This window comes from Lacrimispora sp., assembly GCF_031982545.1.
Lineage (GTDB): Bacteria > Bacillota > Clostridia > Lachnospirales > Lachnospiraceae > Lacrimispora.
In genome coordinates, this window is the sequence record NZ_DALYXB010000005.1 from 315426 (window position 1) to 339640 (window position 24215).

At 41.3% G+C, this 24215-nt stretch carries 22 protein-coding genes and 2 tRNA genes; 3 read left to right on the forward strand and 21 right to left on the reverse strand.

Annotation, left to right across the window (positions count from 1 at the left end):
* Positions 1-54: 54 nt before the first annotated feature.
* The 12 genes from ftsX to ABS301_RS10970 form a co-directional block, all read right to left on the reverse strand.
* Positions 55-963, reverse strand: a complete 909-nt coding sequence (gene ftsX / locus ABS301_RS10915; protein ID WP_349672257.1) for a permease-like cell division protein FtsX — start codon at positions 961-963, stop codon at positions 55-57.
* A complete protein-coding gene (gene ftsE, locus ABS301_RS10920) occupies positions 953-1639 on the reverse strand; it encodes a cell division ATP-binding protein FtsE (protein ID WP_104439749.1) in 687 nt (228 codons plus the stop codon). Before ftsE ends, ftsX begins: the two co-directional genes overlap by 11 nt.
* Positions 1640-1882: 243 nt before the next feature.
* Positions 1883-2971 carry a PucR family transcriptional regulator gene (locus tag ABS301_RS10925; protein ID WP_104439748.1) on the reverse strand — a complete coding sequence of 363 codons (1089 nt, stop codon included), beginning with the start codon at positions 2969-2971 and terminating at the stop codon, positions 1883-1885.
* A gap of 101 nt (positions 2972-3072) precedes the next feature.
* Positions 3073-4185 (reverse strand): ABC transporter ATP-binding protein, encoded by a 1113-nt coding sequence (locus ABS301_RS10930; RefSeq protein WP_349672258.1) that lies wholly within the window; start codon positions 4183-4185, stop codon positions 3073-3075.
* A 321-nt stretch (positions 4186-4506) separates the two neighbouring features.
* On the reverse strand, positions 4507-5091 hold the full coding sequence (locus ABS301_RS10935) for a class I SAM-dependent methyltransferase (RefSeq protein ID WP_349672259.1): 585 nt from the start codon (positions 5089-5091) through the stop codon (positions 4507-4509).
* A gap of 28 nt (positions 5092-5119) precedes the next feature.
* Positions 5120-5959 (reverse strand): CvfB family protein, encoded by an 840-nt coding sequence (locus ABS301_RS10940; RefSeq protein ID WP_349672260.1) that lies wholly within the window; start codon positions 5957-5959, stop codon positions 5120-5122.
* Position 5960: 1 nt separating this feature from the next.
* Positions 5961-6686 (reverse strand): acyl-[acyl-carrier-protein] thioesterase, encoded by a 726-nt coding sequence (locus ABS301_RS10945; protein ID WP_349672261.1) that lies wholly within the window; start codon positions 6684-6686, stop codon positions 5961-5963.
* A gap of 194 nt (positions 6687-6880) precedes the next feature.
* Positions 6881-6953: transfer RNA gene (locus ABS301_RS10950), tRNA-Gln, on the reverse strand.
* A 163-nt stretch (positions 6954-7116) separates the two neighbouring features.
* Positions 7117-8826: a glycoside hydrolase family 2 protein gene (locus ABS301_RS10955; RefSeq protein WP_349672262.1), complete on the reverse strand. Its 1710-nt coding sequence runs from the start codon at positions 8824-8826 to the stop codon at positions 7117-7119.
* A gap of 13 nt (positions 8827-8839) precedes the next feature.
* Entirely contained in the window at positions 8840-9685 is an 846-nt protein-coding gene (locus tag ABS301_RS10960) for a carbohydrate ABC transporter permease (protein WP_349672263.1), read from the reverse strand.
* Between the two features lie 5 nt (positions 9686-9690).
* A complete protein-coding gene (locus ABS301_RS10965; protein WP_349672264.1) occupies positions 9691-10602 on the reverse strand; it encodes a carbohydrate ABC transporter permease in 912 nt (303 codons plus the stop codon).
* Positions 10603-10683: 81 nt separating this feature from the next.
* Positions 10684-12057 carry an ABC transporter substrate-binding protein gene (locus ABS301_RS10970; protein ID WP_349672265.1) on the reverse strand — a complete coding sequence of 458 codons (1374 nt, stop codon included), beginning with the start codon at positions 12055-12057 and terminating at the stop codon, positions 10684-10686.
* A gap of 211 nt (positions 12058-12268) precedes the next feature.
* Here ABS301_RS10970 and ABS301_RS10975 point away from each other — a divergent pair, with 211 nt between their 5' ends.
* From ABS301_RS10975 to ABS301_RS10985, 3 genes are read left to right on the forward strand one after another with little or no spacing between them, the layout of a single operon-like run.
* Positions 12269-14041 (forward strand): sensor histidine kinase, encoded by a 1773-nt coding sequence (locus tag ABS301_RS10975; RefSeq protein ID WP_349672266.1) that lies wholly within the window; start codon positions 12269-12271, stop codon positions 14039-14041.
* Between the two features lie 2 nt (positions 14042-14043).
* A complete protein-coding gene (locus tag ABS301_RS10980) occupies positions 14044-15570 on the forward strand; it encodes a response regulator transcription factor (protein WP_349672267.1) in 1527 nt (508 codons plus the stop codon).
* A gap of 1 nt (position 15571) precedes the next feature.
* Positions 15572-16684 carry a glycoside hydrolase family 88/105 protein gene (locus ABS301_RS10985; RefSeq protein WP_349672268.1) on the forward strand — a complete coding sequence of 371 codons (1113 nt, stop codon included), beginning with the start codon at positions 15572-15574 and terminating at the stop codon, positions 16682-16684.
* Between the two features lie 71 nt (positions 16685-16755).
* Here ABS301_RS10985 and ABS301_RS10990 read toward each other — a convergent pair.
* The 9 genes from ABS301_RS10990 to ABS301_RS11030 form a co-directional block, all read right to left on the reverse strand.
* A tRNA-Gln gene (locus tag ABS301_RS10990) sits at positions 16756-16827 on the reverse strand.
* Positions 16828-16922: 95 nt separating this feature from the next.
* Positions 16923-18350 (reverse strand): anti-sigma-I factor RsgI family protein, encoded by a 1428-nt coding sequence (locus ABS301_RS10995; protein ID WP_349672269.1) that lies wholly within the window; start codon positions 18348-18350, stop codon positions 16923-16925.
* A gap of 8 nt (positions 18351-18358) precedes the next feature.
* Positions 18359-18937, reverse strand: coding sequence for an RNA polymerase sigma factor (locus ABS301_RS11000; protein ID WP_104439735.1), 579 nt, complete (start codon positions 18935-18937; stop codon positions 18359-18361).
* Between the two features lie 76 nt (positions 18938-19013).
* Positions 19014-20192 (reverse strand): cation diffusion facilitator family transporter, encoded by a 1179-nt coding sequence (locus ABS301_RS11005; RefSeq protein WP_349672270.1) that lies wholly within the window; start codon positions 20190-20192, stop codon positions 19014-19016.
* A 24-nt stretch (positions 20193-20216) separates the two neighbouring features.
* Positions 20217-20954 (reverse strand): tRNA pseudouridine(38-40) synthase TruA, encoded by a 738-nt coding sequence (gene truA / locus ABS301_RS11010; RefSeq protein ID WP_349672271.1) that lies wholly within the window; start codon positions 20952-20954, stop codon positions 20217-20219.
* Positions 20951-21400, reverse strand: coding sequence for a VanZ family protein (locus tag ABS301_RS11015; RefSeq protein WP_349672272.1), 450 nt, complete (start codon positions 21398-21400; stop codon positions 20951-20953). The genes truA and ABS301_RS11015 overlap by 4 nt, the downstream gene beginning before the upstream one ends.
* 5 nt (positions 21401-21405) lie before the next feature.
* Positions 21406-22572, reverse strand: a complete 1167-nt coding sequence (locus ABS301_RS11020; RefSeq protein WP_349672273.1) for an aminotransferase class I/II-fold pyridoxal phosphate-dependent enzyme — start codon at positions 22570-22572, stop codon at positions 21406-21408.
* Positions 22573-22702: 130 nt separating this feature from the next.
* Entirely contained in the window at positions 22703-23314 is a 612-nt protein-coding gene (locus tag ABS301_RS11025; RefSeq protein ID WP_349672274.1) for a L,D-transpeptidase family protein, read from the reverse strand.
* A 24-nt stretch (positions 23315-23338) separates the two neighbouring features.
* On the reverse strand, positions 23339-23938 hold the full coding sequence (locus tag ABS301_RS11030) for a cytidylate kinase-like family protein (RefSeq protein ID WP_349672275.1): 600 nt from the start codon (positions 23936-23938) through the stop codon (positions 23339-23341).
* Between the last annotated feature and the right edge of the window lie 277 nt (positions 23939-24215).

Sequence of the window (24215 nt, forward strand, 5' to 3'; positions counted from 1 at the left end):
AAGACCGATTCCCACTGCAAACAGTCTTTTTCCATGATTCACGGACGACTCCCCTTATACTTTTAAATGTTTCCGGATTGTAAAGAAACTGACAAAAAATCCAATTCCAAGTCCCAGTGACAAAGCAGTTGCCGCCATGTAAGGAAATATGGCATCAACGGGAAGAAACTGAAACAATCCGGAAAGAATGCTGAATTTAGTCACTACATACCCAACTGCTGAACGGTAAAGAAAATAAATGGCAATCAGGGGAAGAGATGCACCTACCAGTCCGATGATGACTCCTTCTACCACAAAGGGCGCTCTGATCATATAGTTGGTGGCACCGATCAGCTTCATAATCTGATTCTCATTTTTCCTAAATGCAGCTGCTACGGAAATTGTATTGCTGATTAAGAAAATAGCCACAGCCAGAAGTATACCAATGATCAGCATGGACAGGATTCCTATCACTTTGTTTAAGCTGTTCATACCTTCTGCCGCTGTCTTGGAATAATTAACTTTCCTTACTCCCTCTATTCCATTTAACCAGGATACAAGCTCATCCTGCTGGGTTAAATCAGTTAGAAATATTGTATAGGAAGAAGAATTGGCGAGGGGGTTGTCCTCTTCAAATCCTTCTGCAAGATCCTGCATATCACCGAAGTACTCTTTCTTTGCTTCTGACCATGCGTCTTCCGCAGAGGTGAATTTTACTTCCTTTACTTCTTTTCGTTGTTTAATCTCATTGCCAATCTGGGTGATCTTATTCTTATCAAGACCTTCGTTAAAAAATACAGTAATTCCTACTGTGCTCTCCGTATTTTTTACTACATACTGCACATTTACCATGATAGAGAAGAACAGACAAAAAAGGAAAATGCATGCGGATACTGTTGCAATGGAGGCCAGTGAAAATAATATGTTTCTGCAGATGTTTATTACACCTTGTTTCAGACAATACCAAAATGTACTAATTCTCATACGTATAACCGCCTTTTTTCTCATCGCTTACGATGGTTCCGCGATCCATCATAATTACCCTCTTCTTCATACGGTCTACAATCTCCTGGCTATGGGTAACGACAATTACGGTAGTACCCAGCTTGTTGATCTCCTCTAAAAGCTTCATGATCTCCATGGAGTTGTGCCCGTCTAAGTTGCCGGTTGGCTCGTCGGCCAGGAGAATTTCAGGTTTGTTAATGAGCGCTCTTGCAATCGCCACTCGCTGCTGCTCTCCGCCGGAAAGCTGCTGCGGGAAAAATTTATATTTGGAAGACAGCCCCACCATTTTTAACATGGCGGGCACTGATTCTTTTATACTTCTTGTGGATGCCCCAATGACACGCTGCGCAAATGCAACGTTTTCATACACATTCCGGTCTTTTAACAGGCGGAAATCCTGAAAAACCATGCCAAGCTTCCTACGGTACCTGGGGATGAACCGTCTTGGCATCTTGCCTAAATTCATATCATTTACTATAATCTTACCAGAGGTGGGTTCCACTTCTTTTAACAGCATCTTCAGCAGAGTGGATTTTCCGGAGCCGCTTCTGCCGATAATGAAAACAAATTCACCGTCCGCTACCGTCATATTGATGTTACGCAGTGCCTTGTTTCCCGCCTCGTATGTTTTACTTACGTTCCATAATTCAATCATTTTAGTCCTCTGAGTAATTTTGCATAGCGTGATTTTCTTCTTTGATATATCGTGAAACAGTAGATTCGTTAAAACGCGAGTGTGAAGAACGCGACTCCGCAGTGGAACCTCGATTACGCTTCGCTTCATCTCGGTTCACGGGCTTCGCCCTATGAAAAGAGTCAGCAATACAGATGCTTTTGTGCAAGCACAACGCATCTGTATAACTGCCTCTTTTCACACTGCTCATTGCCAGCGCTAACATTAATAGTCCTGGTTCTCCATATACTTCATATACTTCACTACCATCAGTGCAATCTTAAACGTAATTGCATCCTCAAACACCCGAAGGTCCAGTCCTGTGCTCTTCTGCAGCTTATCCAAACGATACACTAACGTATTTCTATGAATATAAAGCTGTCTGGAAGTCTCGGAAACATTCAGGCTGTTCTCGAAAAATTTGTTGATGGTGGTCAGGGTCTCTTCGTCGAAATCATCTGGTGATTTACCGTCAAAGATCTCTTTAATAAACATACGGCATAAAGGCAGCGGAAGCTGATAAATCAGACGTCCGATTCCAAGCTTGCTATAAGCTACCACATTCTTATTACTATAGAAGATCTTACCTACATCCATCGCCATCTTGGCTTCTTTATAGGATCTGGATACTTCCTTGATCTCATTTACAATGGTACCGAATGCTACATGAACCTGTGTCATAGCCTCTGTGTTCAGCATGTCCAGAACTGTATTGGCTGTTTTCTCCAGATCATCGTAGTTCTCGCCTTCTTTTACCTCTTTAACAAGAATGATATTCTTCTCGTCTACGGCAGTTACAAAATCTTTTGTCTTTGCCGCAAATAAATTGCGCACGGTCTCCAGCGCATTCACATCTTTTTCGTGCTGCGTTTCAATAATAAATACAACACGTCTGATGTTGGTTTCAATGTGAAGCTTTTTTGCCCGGTTATAGATATCCACCAGAAGCAGATTATCTAATAAAAGATTCTTGATAAAATTATCCTTATCAAATCTCTCTTTATAAGCAACTAAAAGACTCTGGATCTGGAAAGATGCTAATTTGCCTACCATATATACATCATCACTTCCGCCTTTTGCAAGGAGGATGTATTCTAACTGATGCTCGTCGAAGACTTTAAAAAACTGATATCCCTGGATCACCTGACTGTCGGCTGGAGAATCCACGAACGCCAGGATCGAACTTTCGTAATCTTCCGCATCAGGAAATGTGGTAGCCAAAACCTTTCCTTCTGTATCGCAAATACACAGATCTATTCTTGTTATTCCTTTTAATCCTTCAATGGTTGTTTGAAGTATTTGATTCGAAATCATGGCATAATCTCCTTTTTCGTAAATTTACCTTATTCTATATTAATGCAAAAAGAAAAAAAAAGCAAGCGAGTATCATACTCGCTTGCATAAAATTTCATTAATTAGTTTAATACAACTAATTCTGTATCCTTATCAAATACATGAACTTTTGATAAATCAAGAGCAAGCTTGATTGTATCACCAGGTCTTGCAGTTGTACGAGGATTAACTCTTGCAGTAAAGTTTACTTCTTCTACATCAAAGTATAAGTATACTTCTGCTCCAAGTAATTCGTAAACTCTGATAGTTGCATCAATTACACTTGCAGGAGAAGACTCAAGGAATGCTTCCTCGTCGTGAAGGTCTTCAGGACGAATACCTAAAACTACAGTCTTTCCAACATATCCTCCATCTTCCAGTTTTTTTGCTTTCTCAGCTGGAAGAGCAATTGTGTTTCCACCAAATGTTAAAGTAACATCGCTGCCGCTCTTAGCAACAGTTGCTTCGATTAAGTTCATCTGAGGTGCTCCGATGAATCCTGCTACGAACTTGTTGCCTGGCTTGTCGTATAAGTTCTGAGGGGAATCAACCTGCATGATGACACCATCTTTCATAACTACGATTCTGGTACCAAGTGTCATAGCCTCGGTCTGATCATGTGTTACATAAACCATAGTAGCCTGAAGTCTCTGATGTAATTTAGAGATCTCAATACGCATCTGTCCTCTCAGCTTTGCATCAAGGTTTGATAAAGGCTCATCCATTAAGAATACTTTTGGATTACGAACAATGGCACGTCCCATAGCTACACGCTGTCTCTGTCCGCCAGATAATGCCTTAGGCTTACGATCTAATAAGTGTTCCAGATCAAGAATTCTTGCAGCTTCATTAACCAGCTTATCAATCTCGTCCTTTGGAGTCTTTCTCAGTTTCAGACCAAACGCCATGTTATCATATACAGTCATATGTGGATACAAAGCGTAGTTCTGGAATACCATTGCGATATCTCTATCCTTAGGCTCTACATCATTCATTAACTTTCCATCGATGTAAAGTTCGCCGGAGGAAATATCTTCAAGACCAGCGATCATACGAAGAGTGGTAGACTTACCGCATCCGGATGGTCCTACAAAAATAACAAATTCTCTGTCTGCAATTTCCAGATTGAAATCCTTTACTGCCTCAAATCCATTAGGATATTTCTTAACAATGTTTTTCAGTGATAAACTAGCCATTTACTAATCCTCCTAAAAATAAAATATATATTCTCTGTTCTGAACTACAAGCCCCCACAGCCGCAGCTCCATGTTTCTGAAATCATCATACATGAATTGTTTTTTTTTTACCATATTCTTATTTACCAAAATCCATTTGGGGCTTTTGGCTAATTTGTATAACCCTTGAAAAAACTGACTGAAACGTCAAAATATCAAGAGACAGGCTCGTACATTTCTGTCTATATTCGATACCCTGTGACTATTTTGCCTCTTATTTGGTTATATATTACAAGGCGATGTCGTTATTTTCGACATCGCCTTGTAATATTTTAAATATATTTATTTCTTTTTCGCAAGAACGTTCAGCCACTTTACGTCAGAATGACCGAAACGAATATCTTCGGTTTCCCACAGCTTCAAAATTTCAAATCTGCCGTTTTCTCTTAAGAGCTGGGAAAAAGAGTCTGCGGTAAAGTCACTGAAATACCGTTCGCCACGGAACCCCTCAAAATCTCCCAGTTTAAAAGACATATATAGAATACCCTTCTCATTTAAGGCCCTTGCTATCTTTGTAAGAATGCCTGACAGTTCCTTTTTCGGAGTATGAAGCAGCGATGCACACGCCCAGATCCCGTCGAATACGTCGTCAAAATCTATTTGCTCAAATGTCATCTGTAGTACATCAAGGCCCGTGTGAATTTCTGCCAGCTTACACATCTCAGAAGATGCATCAAGCGGTGTCACATCATATCCCAGTTCATATAGAGTAAGGCTGTCTCTTCCTGAGCCGCAGCCCAAATCCAGAATTGTATCGCCTTCCTCCAGATAATTTAAAAATTCTCTCATGATTTCTGACATATCCTGATTTACTGTTTCTTCAAATTCCTTTGCCGCATACTTATTATAATAGTCTATCGAGTCCAAAATAATCCTCCTGTTATCCGCTTACCCGCTAATTAATTACTTCTATTTTGTTTTCTGTTATCTTTACTTTACCATCTTTAAGAAGATGTCCCACTGCACGTTTAAAAGCATTCTTGCTCATGGAAAATTCCCGCTTGATTCTCTCCGGATCTGCTTTATCAGTAAATGGCAGACTTCCCGAGAACTGTTCTTCAATGATCTCAAGAACCTTTAGAGAATCCGCATCCATCTGAATATATGCTTTCTGTCTTGGACTTAGATCCAGCTTTCCATCTTCTCTTACCTTAGTGACCCTTGCTGTAATCTCATCACCTTCCCTGTATTTCTCAAAAAGCTCCTTTTGGGGAATCAGTCCATAGTATTTTTTATCTACTGCAACAAATGCACCCAGCGTATCGCTGAATTCATAGATAATCCCTGTGACCTGATCATCCTTTTTATACGGAGACTGATTGCTCATATGGGCATATACCCGCATGGTTGCAGCCAGCCGCTTACTTTTATCAATGTACAGAGTAACAAGAACGTTCTCACCGGTCCGTACTTTATATGTCTGCTCTTTATATGGCAGGAGCAGATCCTTCTCCAGTCCCATGTCCAGAAATGCGCCGATCTTGCCTACTTCCTTCACTTTCAGAACTTCGGTCTCACCAATTAAAAGCTTGGGGACTGCAGTCGTCGCAATCAACCGGTCTTCTGAATCCTTGTAGATAAAGACCGTAATCTCATCTCCCTGCCCCGTTCCTTCCGGAACCTGTTTCTTTGGAAGCAGTACAGATACTTCACTGCCGGCATCTTCTCCTAAATACACGCCGAACTCCTTTACCCTCTGGACTGTGAGGGTCTGCATCTTACCTAATTCAATCATCTTATATCCTCTCTGTTGTTCCACGCAGCCAAATGACTGCGTAAGCTGCCCCCTGTTCATCACACAGAGAAACAACGTATCCTTCCTCTGTCTTACTGACTCTGGGATAGACTGCATCTCCGAAGACTGCTGCCTTTTTATATTCCACTCTCAGTTCCGACACTTCCATTCCATCCGGAAGTACTTCCCTGGCAATCTCCACATATTTGGAATTATTCACATGGTGATTGGTATCAATGTGATGCTTGCCCACGGTAACAGGAGCTGAAACTTCATACTCATCAGGAACTTCTATTCTGCGGGGAGCATACTCCATATCAAGAGGTTTCTCCCATGTGGTTCCGTAACCGCGGATATCATCAGCCTCAATTTTTGCAGGCCGTCCTTTATCCGTATCAAACAAAAACCATACGGAATTGGCCCTTACCAGATAATTGCCCTCCTGATCGCATACTGTAAAATTACGGTATCCGTAAAATCCTTTAAAATCATAGGGCCAGGTGCTGATTATAATCTTTTCACCCAGAGTCGGATAACGGTCCACAACAATCTGCCAGGATGATAACCACCATGCTTTGTGCCTATCGATAAAATATGCCACTCCCAACCCATTATCCTCAGATTGAAAAGTGGAACAATCCTGCAGATAATTCATAATACCGGTTAATGGCAGTTTTCCATATTCATCTGTCTCACTATATCGTACTCTGCTGCCGAATGTATACATTTAAATTTTCTCCTCAAAATTATATAACATTATAAAGCATTTTTTAACGATTGTCCAGATAAAAGAGTAACAGGCTGCACCTCATTTCCCTTAAAAATGCAGAAAGTATTATCTTTTAACATAGATTTAACAGTTCGTCCCGATATCGATCAATCACAAAAAAAAACGAGACCATATCAGGTCCCGCTCAGAAGCTGGGCTACAAGGATTCGAACCTTGAAAATGACGGAGTCAGAGTCCGTTGCCTTACCGTTTGGCGATAGCCCATTAACACAACAAAAGGAATTATACAAGATATCTTTTAAATAGTCAAGTTCTTTTTGATTTTTTAGTTAAAAAATTTACCAGCTGACTTTTATAGCGGTATACTCATGGATAACAGCTCAGCCGGCCTGGCTGAACTGATCCATTGAGACACACCGTCCCTTACTTACTCGTAGCTTTTCTTTCCAAATATCCGTTTCAGTTCTTCCATGGGTAGTTTCGGTGTTCTGTCCTCCCTTAACAGCCCGTTTGTTTCCTGCATCACATCCGTCAGCTGGGTATAACAAAAACCGGAAAATTTTCTGCTCTTAATAAGAAAGTCGGTAACCGGCTCCAGGCGCTTTAGAAACTCCTCCTGGCTTCCCGCTTTATTGTAATAACCCCATCCCTCTTTTTCTGAAGAAAATGCGATACCACCATACTCTGTCATCAGAACAGGCTGTGCCCCATATTTCTGCCCATCAGCCAGAACCATACGGCGTTCTGCATGTCCATTAATAATATCTTCCATAGATTCATATTTTCCTGTATTTTCAGGCATCAGTTCATAATCATGCAATGCCAGTATATCCGTGTTCTCCGTCTGTTCCCAGCCGTCATTTCCGCTGACCAGTCTGGTTCTGTCCAACGCTTTTGCCTGATAATACAGCATATTGGCCAGGCTCTGCTGACTGCTGTCCGTTTTGATATTTCTCATTCCCCAGCTTTCATTGACAGTAACCCACGTAATAATGGACGGATGATTGTAATCCCGTTCAATAAATTCAGTGAGTTCTGCAGAGGTATTTTTCAGAGTGCTGTCTGTATACTTATAACAGCTTGGCATTTCCCCCCATACTAGAAATCCCAGCCTGTCCGCCCAATAATAATATCTGGGATCTTCAATTTTCTGATGCTTTCTTGCACCGTTAAATCCCATCTGCTTTGCAAGTATGATGTCTTTTTTAATGGATTCATCATCTGGAGGCGTTAAAAGGCTCTGTTTCCAATATCCCTGATCCAGAATCAACCTCTGATATAATACTTCACCGTTTAAAAGAATTCTTCCATTTGAAATGCAGACAGACCGGAGACCGAAATAACCTGACACCTTATCATTTAGAAGCTTTGCCTCCATCCCAATCAAATTGGGTTTTTCCAGTGTCCAGATTATCTCTTCCCTGCGCACATCTAAGTCAGGTAAAGCCAAAATGCCTTTTCCATACCCATTTTCGCAGACCACATTCAGACTTCCAAAATCCTTCTGAGTCCCGCCCTCTGCTGGAAGAGTGCTAAACAAAATTTCTGCCTTCACTTTTTCCATGGAAGAAATAAAAATTTCACACAAAACTTCATTCCGTTCCAGATCAGGAGTTGCTTTCATTCGTTTTATATAGGTTTCTCCTGCATATTCCAGCCACACACTCTGCCATATTCCTGTTGTAGGGGTGTACCAGCATGCAAAGTTTTCTCCTGTCCAGGTCTGTTTTCCTCTGGGTTTATCCTCATCGCTATAATCCATTGCCTTAACGGTAATTACATTTTTTCCTTCCACAACCAGTCCCGTAATGTCAGCTTCAAAGGGAGTATGACCGCCTCTGTGACCTGCTGCATGGGTCTGATTGATAAAAATCTCCGCCTCATAATCCACAGCTCCAAATTTTAAAAGCAGGCATTTACCCTTTAATCTGCTTTTCTCAACATCAAATTCTTTCCGATACCAGACAACATGGTGAACATCTGTATCACAGATTCCGCTCATTTCCGACTGATAGCAGAACGGTACCTTGATTTTTTTATCGAATACCGGTTCATCAAATGAAAACTCCCACTCTCCATTGAGATCTGTCCATTCTTCCCTTTCAAAATCAGGTCTTGGAACATTTTTATTTATCATTATTCTTCTCCTTCTATCCCTTTAAACCCGATGTACTGATCCCCTCCACCAGATATTTCTGCAGGCAGATAAAAATAATCACTGCTGGTAAAATGGACAGACTTGCCATTGCAAACATAGCACCGTAATCCGAAGAAGATCCCGGATCGGAAAACAGTTTAAGGGCAAGACTGACCGGATACTTTGCGGATTCATTGATATAAAGCAGGGCTGACAGGAAGTCATCCCATCTCCACATAAAGGAAAATATACTGGCAGTAATTAACGCCGGTGTGATAAGCGGCATGATAATCCGGGAAAATATGCTGTAATAGGAGCAGCCGTCGATCTTTGCGGCCTCGTCAAGCTCCCTTGGAATGCCATCAATAAAATTAATCATCAGGTAAACAAAGAAACCCTGAATAGCAAAACAGTAGGGAAGAATCAGCGGTTTATAGCTTCCTACCCAGCCTAATTTCTGATACCATAAATATTGAGGAATCATAAGCACCTGTGCTGGAAGCATCATAGATACCAGCATGGCTGCAAACAAAATTTTTCTACCGAAAAATCTGCATCTTGCAAGTCCGTAAGCTACCAGAGCGGAAGAAAAAACAGTTCCTAATGTTGCTGCGACAGCTATAAAAAAAGAATTCTTAAAAAAAACTGCAAACGAAATCTTTGCGAATCCTTTCCAGCCGTTTGTATAATTGGTGAACACAAATTTCTCCGGAATCAACTGGCCCGCTGTTAAAAAGATGGTATTTGATTCCTTAAATGAACTCATAAACATCCAAAGCAGAGGATAAATCATTACAAGTCCCAGGCTGCACACAATTACATGGTATAAAATCTTACCTGCCTTTTTTCTGGTCATCATCTGCCTCACACTCCTTCCGTATAAACCCAGAATCTTTTTGTTGCAAACAGAATCACTGTTATCACACAGATCAGCAGCAGCATTACCCACGCCAGGGCTGCACCGTATCCGGTGTTATAAAACTCAAAAGATTGCTGATACATATAAACGGTATAGAATAAGGTGGAGTTAAGGGGTTTTCCCTGGGTTATAATAAAACATTGCGTAAATGCAAGAAAACCGTTAATCATCTGCATAACCAGATTAAAGAAGATAGTTGGTGTCAGCAGAGGCAGAGTGATCTTGAAAAACTGGGAAAATTTATTGGCTCCGTCTACCCGGGAAGCTTCATAAAGCGATACCGGAATCTGCTTTAAAGATGATAAAAAAATCAGCATGGAAGAACCAAACTGCCAGATTGCCAGTATAATGAGAGTCCAGATTGCCGTTTTATTATTTCCAAGCCATGCAAATTTAGTGTGTATCCCTAAAATACCAAGAAGCAGATTCACTACACCATCGGTTGCAAACATCCGTTTCCATAATATGGAAACTGCCACAGATCCTCCTATAATGGACGGAAGATAATAAAACGCACGGTAAAAGCCGGTTGCCTTTGATGATTTCAGCAAAAGCAGGGCTACCATAAGCGCAAAGATCAGACGCAGAGGAACCGATACAAAGGCAAAATAAAACGTGACTCCTATGGTTTTATAAAACACATTATCATCAGTAAACATTTTTATGTAATTTTTAAATCCTGTGAAAACAGGCGGAGATAAAATATTATAATCACATAAAGAATAGTAAAAGGAAATTCCCATAGGTACAACCATAAACAGCAGAAAGCCCACGATAAAAGGAAGGCTGAATACCACTCCCGCTGTGCTTTCTTTGTTCAGGAAATGTCTGAGTCCTGCATCTCTCGTATCTTTCATAGACATCCTCCATTCATAGATAACTGTCTTCTTGACAGAACAGGGGCAAAGCTGTCTCTGCCCCCGTATTCTTCTGATTCCTTATTTCTTACTCATGATTTCATTTGCCCCGTTATAGAATTCTTTAGCGGCTGTTTCGGCATCATATACACTATAGCACACCTGTTCCTGTACCTGGTTTAACAGATTTGAGACTTCGCTGGCACCATCTGGCTGGGGCGGATTAATGGGGGAACAGTTTGGAGTGACTACTTCATTGACATAATGAATGACTTTCTGTTCCACATCACTCATCTTCGGTGCCAGTTCACTGGCAATCACACTGGAAGCCGGAACTCCCCGTTCACCCAGTAAAATGTTATTAGCATCGTTGGAATTGGTTAAAAAGTTTATTACCTTCACAGCTTCTTCCGGATTCTTTGAATGAGCCCCTACAGAAAAGAACTGGCTGGATTTTAAATAACCGGACTTTTTCGGATCTGCTGATGGCCAGGTAGTGATACCGATCTCCATACCTTCCGGAGCTGCTTTTTGCATTGCAGTCAGCTGGTTTGAATTATAAAAAGCACACCATGACATGGTTTCAGGGCTGGAACCGTAAACCAGGGGCTCCTGCTCTACGGAACCGATGGAAAGCTCAGCAAATACGCCCGGATCTATAAACCACCCTTCTTTGATACCTGTTTCATACATCTGGAAGAATGGAAGATAATCTTTTTCCTCTCCGCCCATCTTTTTATCCCCATAGAGAACAACATCATTTCCTCTCATGAAGTAATCCAGAAAAGCACCTGCATTGTAATAGGCAATGTTTGTTTTATACCCGGTCTTCTTATAAACCTCACGGCATAAATCAATAAATTCATCGGTTGTCATATAGTCCTTGACCACAATACCATTTTTATCTAAAAGAGTCTTATTATACAGCAGTGATGGTGCATTAATTCCTGCACAGACCGCATACACGCCTCCGTTCACCGTACCGCTTGCCATGGTATTATCAGAGATATTTGAGACATCCAAAGTGCCATTCTTTATATAGGGTGTCAGATCCACCAGAAGTCCGTTTTTGACATACTGGTCAATAAATGAATAATCCATCTGAACAATATCAGGAATCGCCTGACCTGCTGCAGATGTAGCCAGTTTATTCCAGTAATCAGACCACTCAGAGAACTGTCCCTCTATCACTGTCCCGGGATTCTGCTCTGTATACAAATCAAGTGCTGCCTGTGTTTTCTCGTTTCTGACCTGATTTCCCCACCAACTCATGGTTAGCTTCAGTTTTCCGCTTTCATCCCCTGCAGCTGCCTTTGTGGTTTCTGCTGCTGTAGACCCCGCTGCTGTAGATCCCGCCGTTGTACCTGCGGTAGTGGTTGTACCACTGCCTCCGCATCCGGAAAGGGACGCTAATGCAATCACTGACGCAATAAGTAACGCAACTTTTTTCTTCATATAACCTTCCTCCAATCATTTTTTTGTATATCAGGCGGTTTTTATTATACTTCCCTCTCTAATTCCAGTAAATGATTAAAACCGGCTTCCAGGTTGAAAAAACCGTGTTGTGTGTATAATTTGAATAGTTCTTTGTGCTTACCGGTTGTATTGGCAAAATGTTTTATATATAATTTAGCTGTCATTACTCCAGACCCGAAAGGCGGTTTTTATGAAGCATTTTATAAGAAATCTCTCTTTAAAGAAGAAGATTCATTCCATTGTATTTTTTTGCATTATTCTTTTGGCCCTGGCCTCTCTTTTTAGTATTCAGCTGATTACAAAGGCCAATCAAAAAGTGCTTTATCAGTCTGTGGCTTCCTCTTTATCCTATACTGGCAAAGAGTTAAATAACCGGTTGGATAATATATCTACAATGGCGGATATGTTTCTGGCTGATACCAATATACAAAACGGACTTGGTATTTTAAAAGATTCCTCAAGCATTCAGGACCGTTCCATTGCATACAAATCACTCTACGGAGTTTTAAATGAATATTATTTTACCTTCCGCAAAAATAACATTAACTTTATGAGTCTTTATCAGGACCGGTATTCCATCCATACTCATATTGCGGCTGGAAAAACACTTCCGGAATCCGTGGTTGAGGATCTGGTCAAAAGAGCCGAAGACGCCAGGGGACGAACTATCTGGATTACCGACTACAGCGATCAATATGGTTTATTTATGGTTAAACATTTACTGCGCACAGAATATCTGACTCTTGATCCGCTGGGAACACTAATTGTAAGCATCAACGTTGACGGACTTATTAATGGTGCCACTAACACCAGTCATTTTAATGATGACACCCGTTATATTCTTTCCAGTCAGGAGAACTTAATCTATAATTCTTCCAGTATCAAGACTGACCATAAAACTCTGTTTGGAACGTATTTTCATTCCAGATACGGACTTGTAAATAAAGATGGAAACAGTTTCTTTTACGTCAAAGGAATTATACCGGAATATGGCTGGGATTATGTCTGTCTGATTCCCTATGGCAGCATTGCAGATTCTCTTCGCACAAGCCTGGAAGTCTGTCTGATTATCATTGCTGTCTCCATTGGACTGGCTATCCTGATGTCCTCTTCCTTAATTGACTCAATCACGAGACATTTTGATAATTTAATTTTAAAAATGGAACGCTTTGCAGCAGGGCAGACTGAAATTCCCCAGGTTTCCTATGATTACAGCAAACGTACGGATGAATTAGGGATTCTGCACTCCTGCTTCGACCAGATGGTGGATAAAGTGAATCAGCTGATTAAAACCAATTACCTGAATAAAATACTGATAAAGGAAGCCCAGCTAAAAGCACTGGAGACACAGATGAATCCTCACTTTTTATACAATACCTTAGAATCAATCAACTGGAGGGCAAAAACAATTGGTGCAAAAGATATCTCTTCCATGACAGAATCTCTGGGAACTCTCCTTCGCATCACACTGGACCAGAAAAGCAAGCAGGTACCTTTAAGCAGGGAGCTTGAGCTGGTGCAATGTTATATGACCATTCAGAAATTCCGGTATGAAGACCGGCTGGAATATGAAATATCTGCCCCTGAGAATCTCGTTGGGTGTTATGTGTTAAAACTGACTCTCCAGCCCCTGGTGGAAAATGCAATACGATATGGACTGGAAGAAAATACAGAAGGATGCCGGATTTTAATTACAGCTGAAGCAGACGCTTCTTCCCTCATTGTCACAGTCAGAAATAACAGCTCCGCCTTTGAAGAAGACCTGATAAATAAATTGAAAAACCGGGAAGCAGAACCTCATGGTTTTGGAATCGGCCTGTTAAATATATCAGAGCGAATGAAACTGACTTACGGAGAACACTACGGCCTTACCCTATATAATGAGGACGACCAGGCAGTCGCACAGCTTTCTTTTCCTCTGAGTCTGCCTCCAGAAGACATTTTTAATACGAAAGGAGAATAATTATGCTGAAATTAATAATTGCCGATGATGAACGGGTAATACGGGAATCAATCTCCTCCCTGATTGACTGGAACAGCCTTGGCATTGAACTGGTAGGAACATGCCGTGACGGAATCGAGGCCTATCACATGATTCTCGATGAATCACCCCATATTGTAATGACCGACATTCGCATGCCTGGCCTCTCCGGATTGGAATTAATAGAGCGTATCTATCAAGCCCATATGGACACCCAGTTTATACTTCTGTCCGGATTCGGAGAATTCGAATATGCAAAGCAGGCAATGAAATACCGGGTCCACCATTATCTGCTTAAACCCTGCAACGAAGAACAAATCGTAGAAAGCATGAAAGATATCATAAAGGAATACTATCACCGCCAGGCTTTTCAGGATTTAAAGGAACGCCAGAAGGCGCTGACGGTTAATCTACACCACAGCATAATGGGAAATATTATTAACGAGCAGATTTTTAAGTCTGATCCTGCTAAATTTTCCTGGGATGCTTATTCAGGATTTATGGATTTCTATCAGACGGGATATGAATTATGCTTCCTTCACTATTTAGAAGAAGAATATTTAAATTCCGTTTTAAGCTGCATTTATGACTATATGGCCGAGCATGCCCCCGGCATTGAGCTGTATTGTATCTATGTAAAAAACTCACTGATTCTTTTTTTTGAAAGATACCAGGCTTCCTATGATCAATTCGATTTGTTTATGCAGAACCTAAAACCAAAAGAGCTGCCTTTTCAATTAGACTACAAACGATTCACCTTTAATAACCTTGAACAGCTTTTGAAAAATCTGATCACAAAAATAAGACGTTATGGAATTATTTATTACATGAATGGTCTGGAGCCGGTTCCTATCTGCAATTATAAAAATCTAATTACTAAAATAGAGGAACTGACTGCACGTTTGATCGTAGCAGAAGAACCGGAGCGGAAATCCTGTGTGGAAAATCTTACTGCAACTTTAAACGATATCAGCAATACGGATTTTTTAAAGCAGGCCGGATCACGAATTTTAATTAAGCTGGCTACGGAAAGCAGTTATCTGTCATCGGTGGATACCACAGAGTACCTGATGGACTTAAACCAGCAGACTGAATATTCTGAAATCCGCCGCATGCTTTGCAGAAAGCTAAATGAAATACTGAAAAAGCCTTCCAGCCGTTCCCAGCACTACAGTCCTTTCATTGACAAAATTATTCGATATGTGGTAGAGCATCTGGATGATCCTAATCTTACATTAAAATGCATTGCCGAAAATTATCTTTTTATGAATGTAGATTATGTCAGCAAACGATTCAGTAAAGAAACAAAACAAAAATTTTCAAACTACATCACTGCCCTGCGCATCCAAAAAGCCAAGCAATTATTAGCAGAAGGTCATACAGAACAGATCCAATGGGTTGCCCAGCAGGTAGGGTGTGGAAATAATCCCCAGTATTTCAGTCAGATTTTCAAAAAAAGCACGGGGATGACACCTAGCGCATACGCTAAAAAATTAAATGGAGGAGAATGAAATGACAAACAAGGAATTACTTCCGAAGATCCATCTTGTGATGGACAAACTGATGAATCTGGGAGGTGGTAATTATGAAAACGACCGCTTAGTGGGAAAGGAAGATGCAAGCCGCGGTATCATTGCCAGAGATTTTGGCATTGAAGAATGGGACTGGCCCCAGGGCGTAGGTCTCTATGGATTGTTAAAGCTTCAGGGTTTTTATGGAGATGACCGTTACTTAGAATTTTTTGACCGCTGGTTTCAAAATAATCTTCAGAAAGGACTTCCCAGTAAAAACATAAATACAACTGCCCCCTATCTTGTTTTAGCCCAACTACTGGATGCGTTTCAAAACCCGGATTACGAAAAACTCTGTCTGGATCATGCCCACTGGCTGATGAACGAACTGCCAAAAACGAAAGAAGGCGGCTTCCAGCATGTGGTAACAGCAATAGGAAACCGTGATGGTGTCTTGTTAAATGACGGTGAAATGTGGATCGATACATTATTCATGGCAGTTCTGTTTTTAAATAAAATGGGACATCGTTTCAAAAATGAGGACTGGATAGGCGAAACTCTTCATCAGGTATTACTTCATATTAAATATTTATATGACAAACATACCGGGTTATTTTATCATGGCTGGAGTTTCCCCCTAAACAGTAATTTTGGTGGAATTTTCTGGTGCAGAGGCAATTCCTGGTTTACCTATGGAATTCTGGAGCTGATTGAGTCATTTGATCAAACTCTGGATCCGGGACTTCTCACATATCTGACAGATACCTACAAAGCCCAGGTGAATGCCCTAAAAGAGTTACAGGCTCCTTCCGGGCTGTGGCATACCGTTCTTACTGATCCGGATAGCTATGAGGAAGTATCTGGATCTGCAGCGATTGCAGGTGGGATATTAAAAGGGATTAAAATGGGAATCCTGAATGAAACATATCATGACTGTGCAGCCAGGGCTGTTGAAGGAATCTGCAATAATATAGGGGAAGACGGAACTGTCTTAAATGTTTCCGCAGGAACTGGTATGGGTTACGACGCAGAGCACTATAAAAATATAACAATTCGTCCCATGGCATATGGGCAGTCACTGACCCTGATTTCACTGATTGAAGCATTAAATTAACTCAGCCGAATGTATATTAAAAAAGCGTTGATTTGCTTTCGCAAACCAACGCTTTTTGATTTTTTTCATCACTGGGCTACAAGGATTCGAACCTTGAAATGACGGAGTCAGAGTCCGTTGCCTTACCATTTGGCGATAGCCCATCAGTGCAACGAATGTATTATACTATAGCTTTCTCCTGTGGTCAAGCACTATTTTACATTTTTTTACCAAATATTCGTAAAGCTCAGGAAGAGCCTTATTGTACGGAATGCCCTTCCTGATTCACTGATTCTGTGTTCTTTTTTTCTGCCACGGTTGTATCTGTTTCCGGTGCTTTCGTGGTTGTGGTTTCAGCCGGCTTTGTCACTACCTGCTCGGTAGTCTCCTCTGTTTCCGTGTCATCAGCTTCTCCATTCCCAATTACAGGGGTCTCAAAAACGCCCTTTACAGTGGTCTGCTTACCTGATTTCGGTGATATCCCTCCAAGTACGAAGGTATATTCCCTGTCTCCTTCTAAGCCGGTTACACTGATCTCACAGTAATCTGAGTCGGTATCTTCTATCTTTGATGAGTACGTGTTATTATCTCCATCCTTTACCGAAACTGTAGGATTTTTCCATTTGACTCTCGTTTTAAAGTGAACCATGATTATGCCATTCTCATAGTCCACGTAATCAATCTTTATTTTCTCTGAAGACACCACATCCTCAGATGTAGTTGCTGCTGTCGTCGTTTCCCCGCTTGTGGCCGTAGGCTGGGTGCCTGTTGGCTCTGTATGCACCTGGCTCTGGGTCTCAGCAGATGTTGATTCCGGAGTGGTTTCAGTGACAGACTCTGTCTCTTTCTTAGTAGTGGTCTCCTCCGTTGTCTGAATACTGGTCTTAGTCTCTTCCAGAGTTTCCTCTGAAACCTTTGTCTTAGCCCCAACTGCATAGGATCTTTCTGTTATGACCTTAGCAATCTCTTCCATAGTAAGAGGAGCCAGTTCTCCCATATCTTCCATAGAAAGGGAAGAATTCTGAGAAATCAGTTCTTTTAAGAAATAAGCTTTTCCATAGGATATGTTATATTCCTGGGCCAGCTGCTTCACATCGTCTTCCTCTATGACCTGCTGGTCATACACAACCGCTTTTAATCTTTTTTCCTCCAGAGTCGTCCTGATATCAGTGACCACTGCAGATCTTAAGTTGGAAGCCTTTTTAATGCTGTCATTGGATACAGTAACCAGTATTGCATTATCCAGATCATCAAGAAAGCCATGGGTAACCATGGATCCGATTATGGCGTTAACAGCCACATTTAAATCCACGCCTTCCATATCCATATCCTCAAGTATTGTCATTCCGTCCTGATTGACCGCCTCCGCTTTCAGCACCCTGTTTTTCTTGTTTACAGATAGTTCAACACTTGGGTTCACATCAATTCCTATGACAGAATCCACTCTGCTGTTTTGATAGCTGTAACTTCCTCCGGCAAGCATAATCATGCAAAAGCAGGCTGCAATCAGTCCTGCAATCACCCTCTGCCGTTTAAAAAAAACTGGTTTTGAAACGCTGGTCTCCCCTATCTGGGGAGTGCTTAAATCAATCCGGTCCAGTACATTGGGGATTAAATCATCAGTTGCAGATTTTAAGCAGGCTTCGATCTGTTTTCTATTTAGTTGTTTGTGTTTATCTAAAGCCATATCAAAGCCTACTCCTCTCTTAAATAATTTTCCAGTTTTTTCATAGCACGGTTATATCTGGACAGAGCAGTTGCCAAAGGAATCTTTAAGCTGGCCGCTATTTCCCTGTGCTTCATTCCGGCGGAAGTATGAAGAAGAACGATCTCTCTCTCCTCTTCCTTTAAAATTGACAATGCTGCCAGCAATACCATCTTATCTGCTGCCATCTCTATTTCTGAACAGACCTCTCCGGTTTCCGTTCCAGACAAGTCTTCTAACGTAATGTCCGAGTCATGCTTCTGCTCACGGAATTTCATATAGCATAAATTCCGTGCTATGGTAAACATCCACGCCAAAGGTTTCCCCTGGGATTTGTAACTCTTTGCAGAAGTCCATATCTTTAAATAGACTTCCTGCAAGATTTCCTCCGCATCCTGGGGGTGCTTTATAATGGACAGAATAAAACTGTACATCGTGCGGTCTGTATTCTGATATAAACGCTGAAATGCCTCCTGGTCGCCCTCTGCCACTTTTTTCAAAAGTGCTTCATCGCTTAACAGGCTGTAATCTTCAGCTCCGCCAAAGCTCATCAATCCCATAAACAGCATGGATCCGATTTCCTTTCTATTAGGTTAATGCTGATTTCTGTCATCTTATTGCATAAAATGGAAATATTTTATTACCTTATTTTTCCACACCGAAACCGCTTTCCGCGGTTATGACCAGACAGCAGCGTTTATCTATCTCAGTTACCTTTTTTGTGATCTCTTCCTTTAGCCATTCCCTTTTTTTGCGGTCATATTCCCTGGGAACTACCAGATCAAAGATCAGATTTATCTGATCCTTTCCTTCTATCATTCTAAAATCATGAAATGTGACTCTTTCGTCTGTATCCTGTATCACATTTTCCACCATGCTTCCAAATTCCATTACTTTAGAATCTCTGGTTTCCACAGGATCCATATGAATAACAAGAAAGATCCCAAATTTTTTTAATGCCTCCCGTTCAATCCGGTCGATGATCTCATGGGATACCTCTACATTCACGTCATTAGGAACTTCAGCATGAATGGAGGCCATACTTCTGGTTGGTCCATAATTATGAACAATCAGGTCATGACTTCCCACAATCCCTTCATAGGCTTCCACAAAATCAGTGATTTTCTGGTAAAGCTTTGGATCAATGGGCTCACCGATTAATGGCGTAAGAGTATCTTTTGCTATCCTGATACCCGCCCACATGACGATGACTGAGACAATCACCCCCACCATTCCATCAATATTTAACCCCCAGATACCATAAATAACCACAGATAAAATAGTGGAGGTGGTGGTTATTACATCACCCATAGAATCTGCTGCCGTCGCCTTCATGACAGCTGACTGAATTCGATTTCCAAGAGTCCTGTTAAAAAACGCCATCCATAATTTTACTAACACAGACAATATAAGGATAATAACGGACACCGCATGAAACGACATCACCTGAGGGTGGAGAATTTTATCTATTGAGGTTTTAAACAGCGAAAATCCTACCTGGATAACAAGAAATGCAACAATAAATGCCGCAATGTATTCCACTCTTCCATGTCCAAATGGGTGCTCTTCATCCGCCGGTTTCCCAGCCATCTTCACACCAATAAACCCGATAATGGAGGATGCCGCATCCGATAAGTTATTAAATGCGTCTGCCATAACAGAGATACTGTTAATCAGCAGTCCCGTCAGAAGCTTAGCGGTGAACAAAAGGATATTACAGAAGATCCCCACCACACTTGCCATCAGCCCGTATCGGGTTCGAACCAGGGAATCTTCCATATTTTTATAGTCCTTAACAAATATGCGAACCAAAAAATCAGTCATAGTTCTCCTTTCCTGATTTTAAAGTTAATAGTTGACACTCTCTAAAAAAAGGCCTTCCGGAGGCACGGTATAACCTGCCATTTGCCGGTCCAGTGACTTTAATATACCAGACATCTCCTCAGGTCTTCGTTCTTTCAATCCCACTTCTATTAAAGTGCCCATAAGAATTCTTACCATATTATAGAGAAATCCATCCCCAGTAAAACGAACGAAAAGTCTGGTATCCTCTTTTTCAAATTCTATTTTCTTTAAATTTCTTACTGTTGACTTCTTCATTTTCCGGTTAGAACAAAAACTTTTAAAATCGTGTTCACCGCAGAGTAAAGCAGCTGCCCGTTCCATGGCTTCTACATCCAGGCTTTTATGAAGACCATAAATATATTTACGATCAAACACCTGCTTCTTTTCTCCCATTTCAATACGGTAAAGATATGTCTTTTCCTGTGCATTCAAACGGCTGTGAAACCGCTCCGGCATCTGATCCAGTACCTTTACCCGAATATCTTCCGGAAGGTAATGATTTAAATACTCCATTATCTCCTGTCCCTTTTTATTTATATCAACGTGAAAATTAGCAACCTGATTAAGAGCGTGTACCCCTGCATCTGTTCTGCCTGATCCATGTACCTCCACGCTTTGTCCGCATAATCGCTCTAAAACAGTTTCTATCTTCCCCTGTATGGTCTGATCGGTATTTCCCTGCTTCTGCCATCCATCATAACGGCTTCCGTCATACTCAACTACAATTCGGTAATTTGTCATTTTTTACTCCATTCTTTTGCGTATATAAAAAACAGGAGTGCTGCAATCGCAGTTCCGGCTGCCACTCCTGAACAATCCAGCCATACGTCAGAGATCTGTCCTGATCTTCCCGGTACAAACAGCTGAATGGTTTCATCAATAAAAGGAATCAGAAAACCTGCCATTCCATGGATCAATAACCGCTTCTCCATGTTAATTTCATATGATTTCACACATTGGAACAAAATTATTCCTAACAGCGTATATTCCGAGAAATGACCTGCCTTTCGGATTATATGCTCTGTGAGCCAACGGCTCTCTATGCCAGCAGAGATAAACAGATTTGTTAAATACTCCAAAACATGCCCGCTGTCAACCGATGATAAATCTGCTGTCTTAAGAGAGTTGGAGTAAATAAATAAAATATATAAGACTGCTGTCACTGTCCACACCAATCTTTTTTTCATATGTCTCACCTCAAAATTCCACTTTTATCTACCTGGCCGGCAGCCTGAATGAGGACCTCTTCCTCACGCACCAGCGCAAGTCTTACGAATCCCTCTCCCGAAGGACCAAATGCACTTCCAGGCGTTACCAGTACTCCAGCCTTTTCAAGAAGTTCTCTGGAAAATGTCTCAGAATCTTTAAATTTGTCCGGAATCTTTGCCCATACAAACATGGTTGCCTGAGGCTTTTCCATATTCCACCCAATTCGGGTCATATGTTCGCACAAAGCATCTCTTCGTCTCTCATATGCCTTTCGGGTTGATTCAACACAGGATTGATCTCCTGTAATTGCAGCGATTGCCGCTTTTTGAACAGGCAGAAACATCCCGTAGTCCATATTAGACTTTAAGGTTTTTATTTTTTCAACTATTTCCCGGTTTCCCAGACAGAATCCGATTCTCGCACCAGCAAGTCCATAGGTTTTAGAAAGAGAATTAAATTCCACACCAATCTCTTTTGCACCAGGAAAGCTTAAAAAACTGCCGCATTGACGCTGGTCAAAAACCAGTTCACTATAAGCGTTATCATGTAAAACGACGATGTCATACTTGTTAGCAAATTCAATTAAATTTTTATAGAAGCTGTCAGGTGCCATGACTGTAGTAGGATTATTGGGATATGAAACAATCATGAACCTGGCTTTTATTGCTATCTCTTCCGGTATTTCTGAAAAATCGATGAGATAATCCTTTTCTTTCCTCTGGGGCATGTAAAAAAGACTGGCTCCAGCCAGTAAAGGTCCATCGGCAAATACCGGATAACAGGGATCGGGAACAAGCACTATGTCTCCTTCGTCTATAATAGACAGAGCTATATGCGCCAGCCCCTCCTGAGAACCAAGAAGTGAGCAGATTTCTGATGTAGGATTCAGGGTAACTCCATATCGTCTTTGATACCATAGAGCGACTGCCTCTAATAGTTCTTTCTGATCATGTATGGCATAAATATAATTGTTGGGATCAGCGGCCGCTTCGCAAAGAGCTTCTGTAATATGTCCAGCCGGCGGAATATTTGGTGCTCCCACGCTTAGATCAATTACCGGTTCCCCTTTCTCCTCTTTCTGGCGTTTCAATTCCAGAAGCTTAGAAAAGATCCCCTCTCCAAAATGGTTCATTCTTCTAGCAAATCGCATGGACATTCCACCTCTGTCTTTTATTAATAAAATATAATCTTAGTTATTATAGTACAAAGGTTCTTATATTACAAGGACAGGCACTAAAAAAGTCCCCAAAAACGGCATATACCGAGTTTGAGGACTTCATTTATGGACCGATTGTGACCGGAACACCTAAATTGCAGTAACTCCACAAAACATCCATCACATCATTATCAACCGCTACGCATCCATGAGTTGTGCCATCCGGAACTCTGCATCCATGAATCATAATAGCTCCGCCCAGTGCCGTTTCCCACGGAGGCTGCTGTCCGTTTAAATTAGCATCAATAATTTCATCTCTTTGCTCCTGTGTGATGATTCCCTGCTCAAATCCCCGATTGGCATCTTCAACTCCGGGATAAGAAAGTCCAAGTGCCAGATATGCCACACTTTTGTCATTTCTCGTACAGACGTAAAACTGACCGCTGGGAGTTCTCATATCACCTTCCACCTTTTTGTTTCCGTCAGAAGACGAGGCACCAATGGAAACGGGATACTCTCCGATTAAAGTCCCATTCTGTTTTAATGACAGGATTTTCAACCGTTTGCTCACGTATATGGACACACCATTCACCGATGCAGCATTACCTGCCTTTCCATCTGCTCCCGGTCCGACCGCCTCCTGGGCATAACCGTTTGTTGCAGTCAAAGCTATCAACACAATAGCCATCAGGCCCGAAAAAACTCTTCTTATCTTTTTACTCATTCTTACGTTCACAACCATGCTCCTTCATAACTATAATTAAATACAATGACCTAAATAGCTTAAAACGGCCTGATAACAGCCTTCCACACCAGCTAGACCACTGTCCAGGCAAAGGTGATAATTCTGCGCCTTTCCCCATTCACAGCCTGTATAATACTGATAATAATCTTTTCTTTTTCGATCTGTTTCCCTGATTCTATTCTCTACCAATTCAGGATCCAGATCTTTATTTAAGGAAATAATTCGCTGGGTCCGGTGCTCAATCCCTGCGTATATAAATAGATTGATGCTGTCTTCAAGAACCCGGTCCGCACATCTTCCAACGATAATACACGGTCCCTTTTCAGCCAGACATTTAATCACTCTGGACTGAGCCACAAATACCTGATCAGATATAGGTATTTCATACAGGGGGGAAAATGAGGTATAAAGGGGTGGTTCCAATGATTGCTCTGTTACGGGAATGCTCTCATAATAACTAAGAAACTCAGTCTCAGACAGATTTGTCTCCTGTGCAGTTAAAGAAATTAATTCTTTGTCGTAGAAAGGGATTTCAAGTTTCTCTGACAGCTTCATTCCCAGTTCCCTGCCGCCGCTTCCAAACTCTCTGCTTATGGTAATCACACGATCTAACATATACCCTCCTTATCTTCCGTCAGACAATCCTATTAGTTCCTCTTTTCATAATATTCCATTCATACTGCAGAATATCAGGTATTCTTTTTGGTACATCCATCCGCATTTTATCACATTCTGAAATCTATGTATACCTTATTTCCGTATTTCGTCCATATAATCTATTCTGGAAATAAAAAAAGACCAGAGTCTTCTATTAAAAAAAGACTTCCGGCAAATAAAAAAAGCGCGAGACGGGACTCGAACCCGCGACCCCGACCTTGGCAAGGTCGTACTC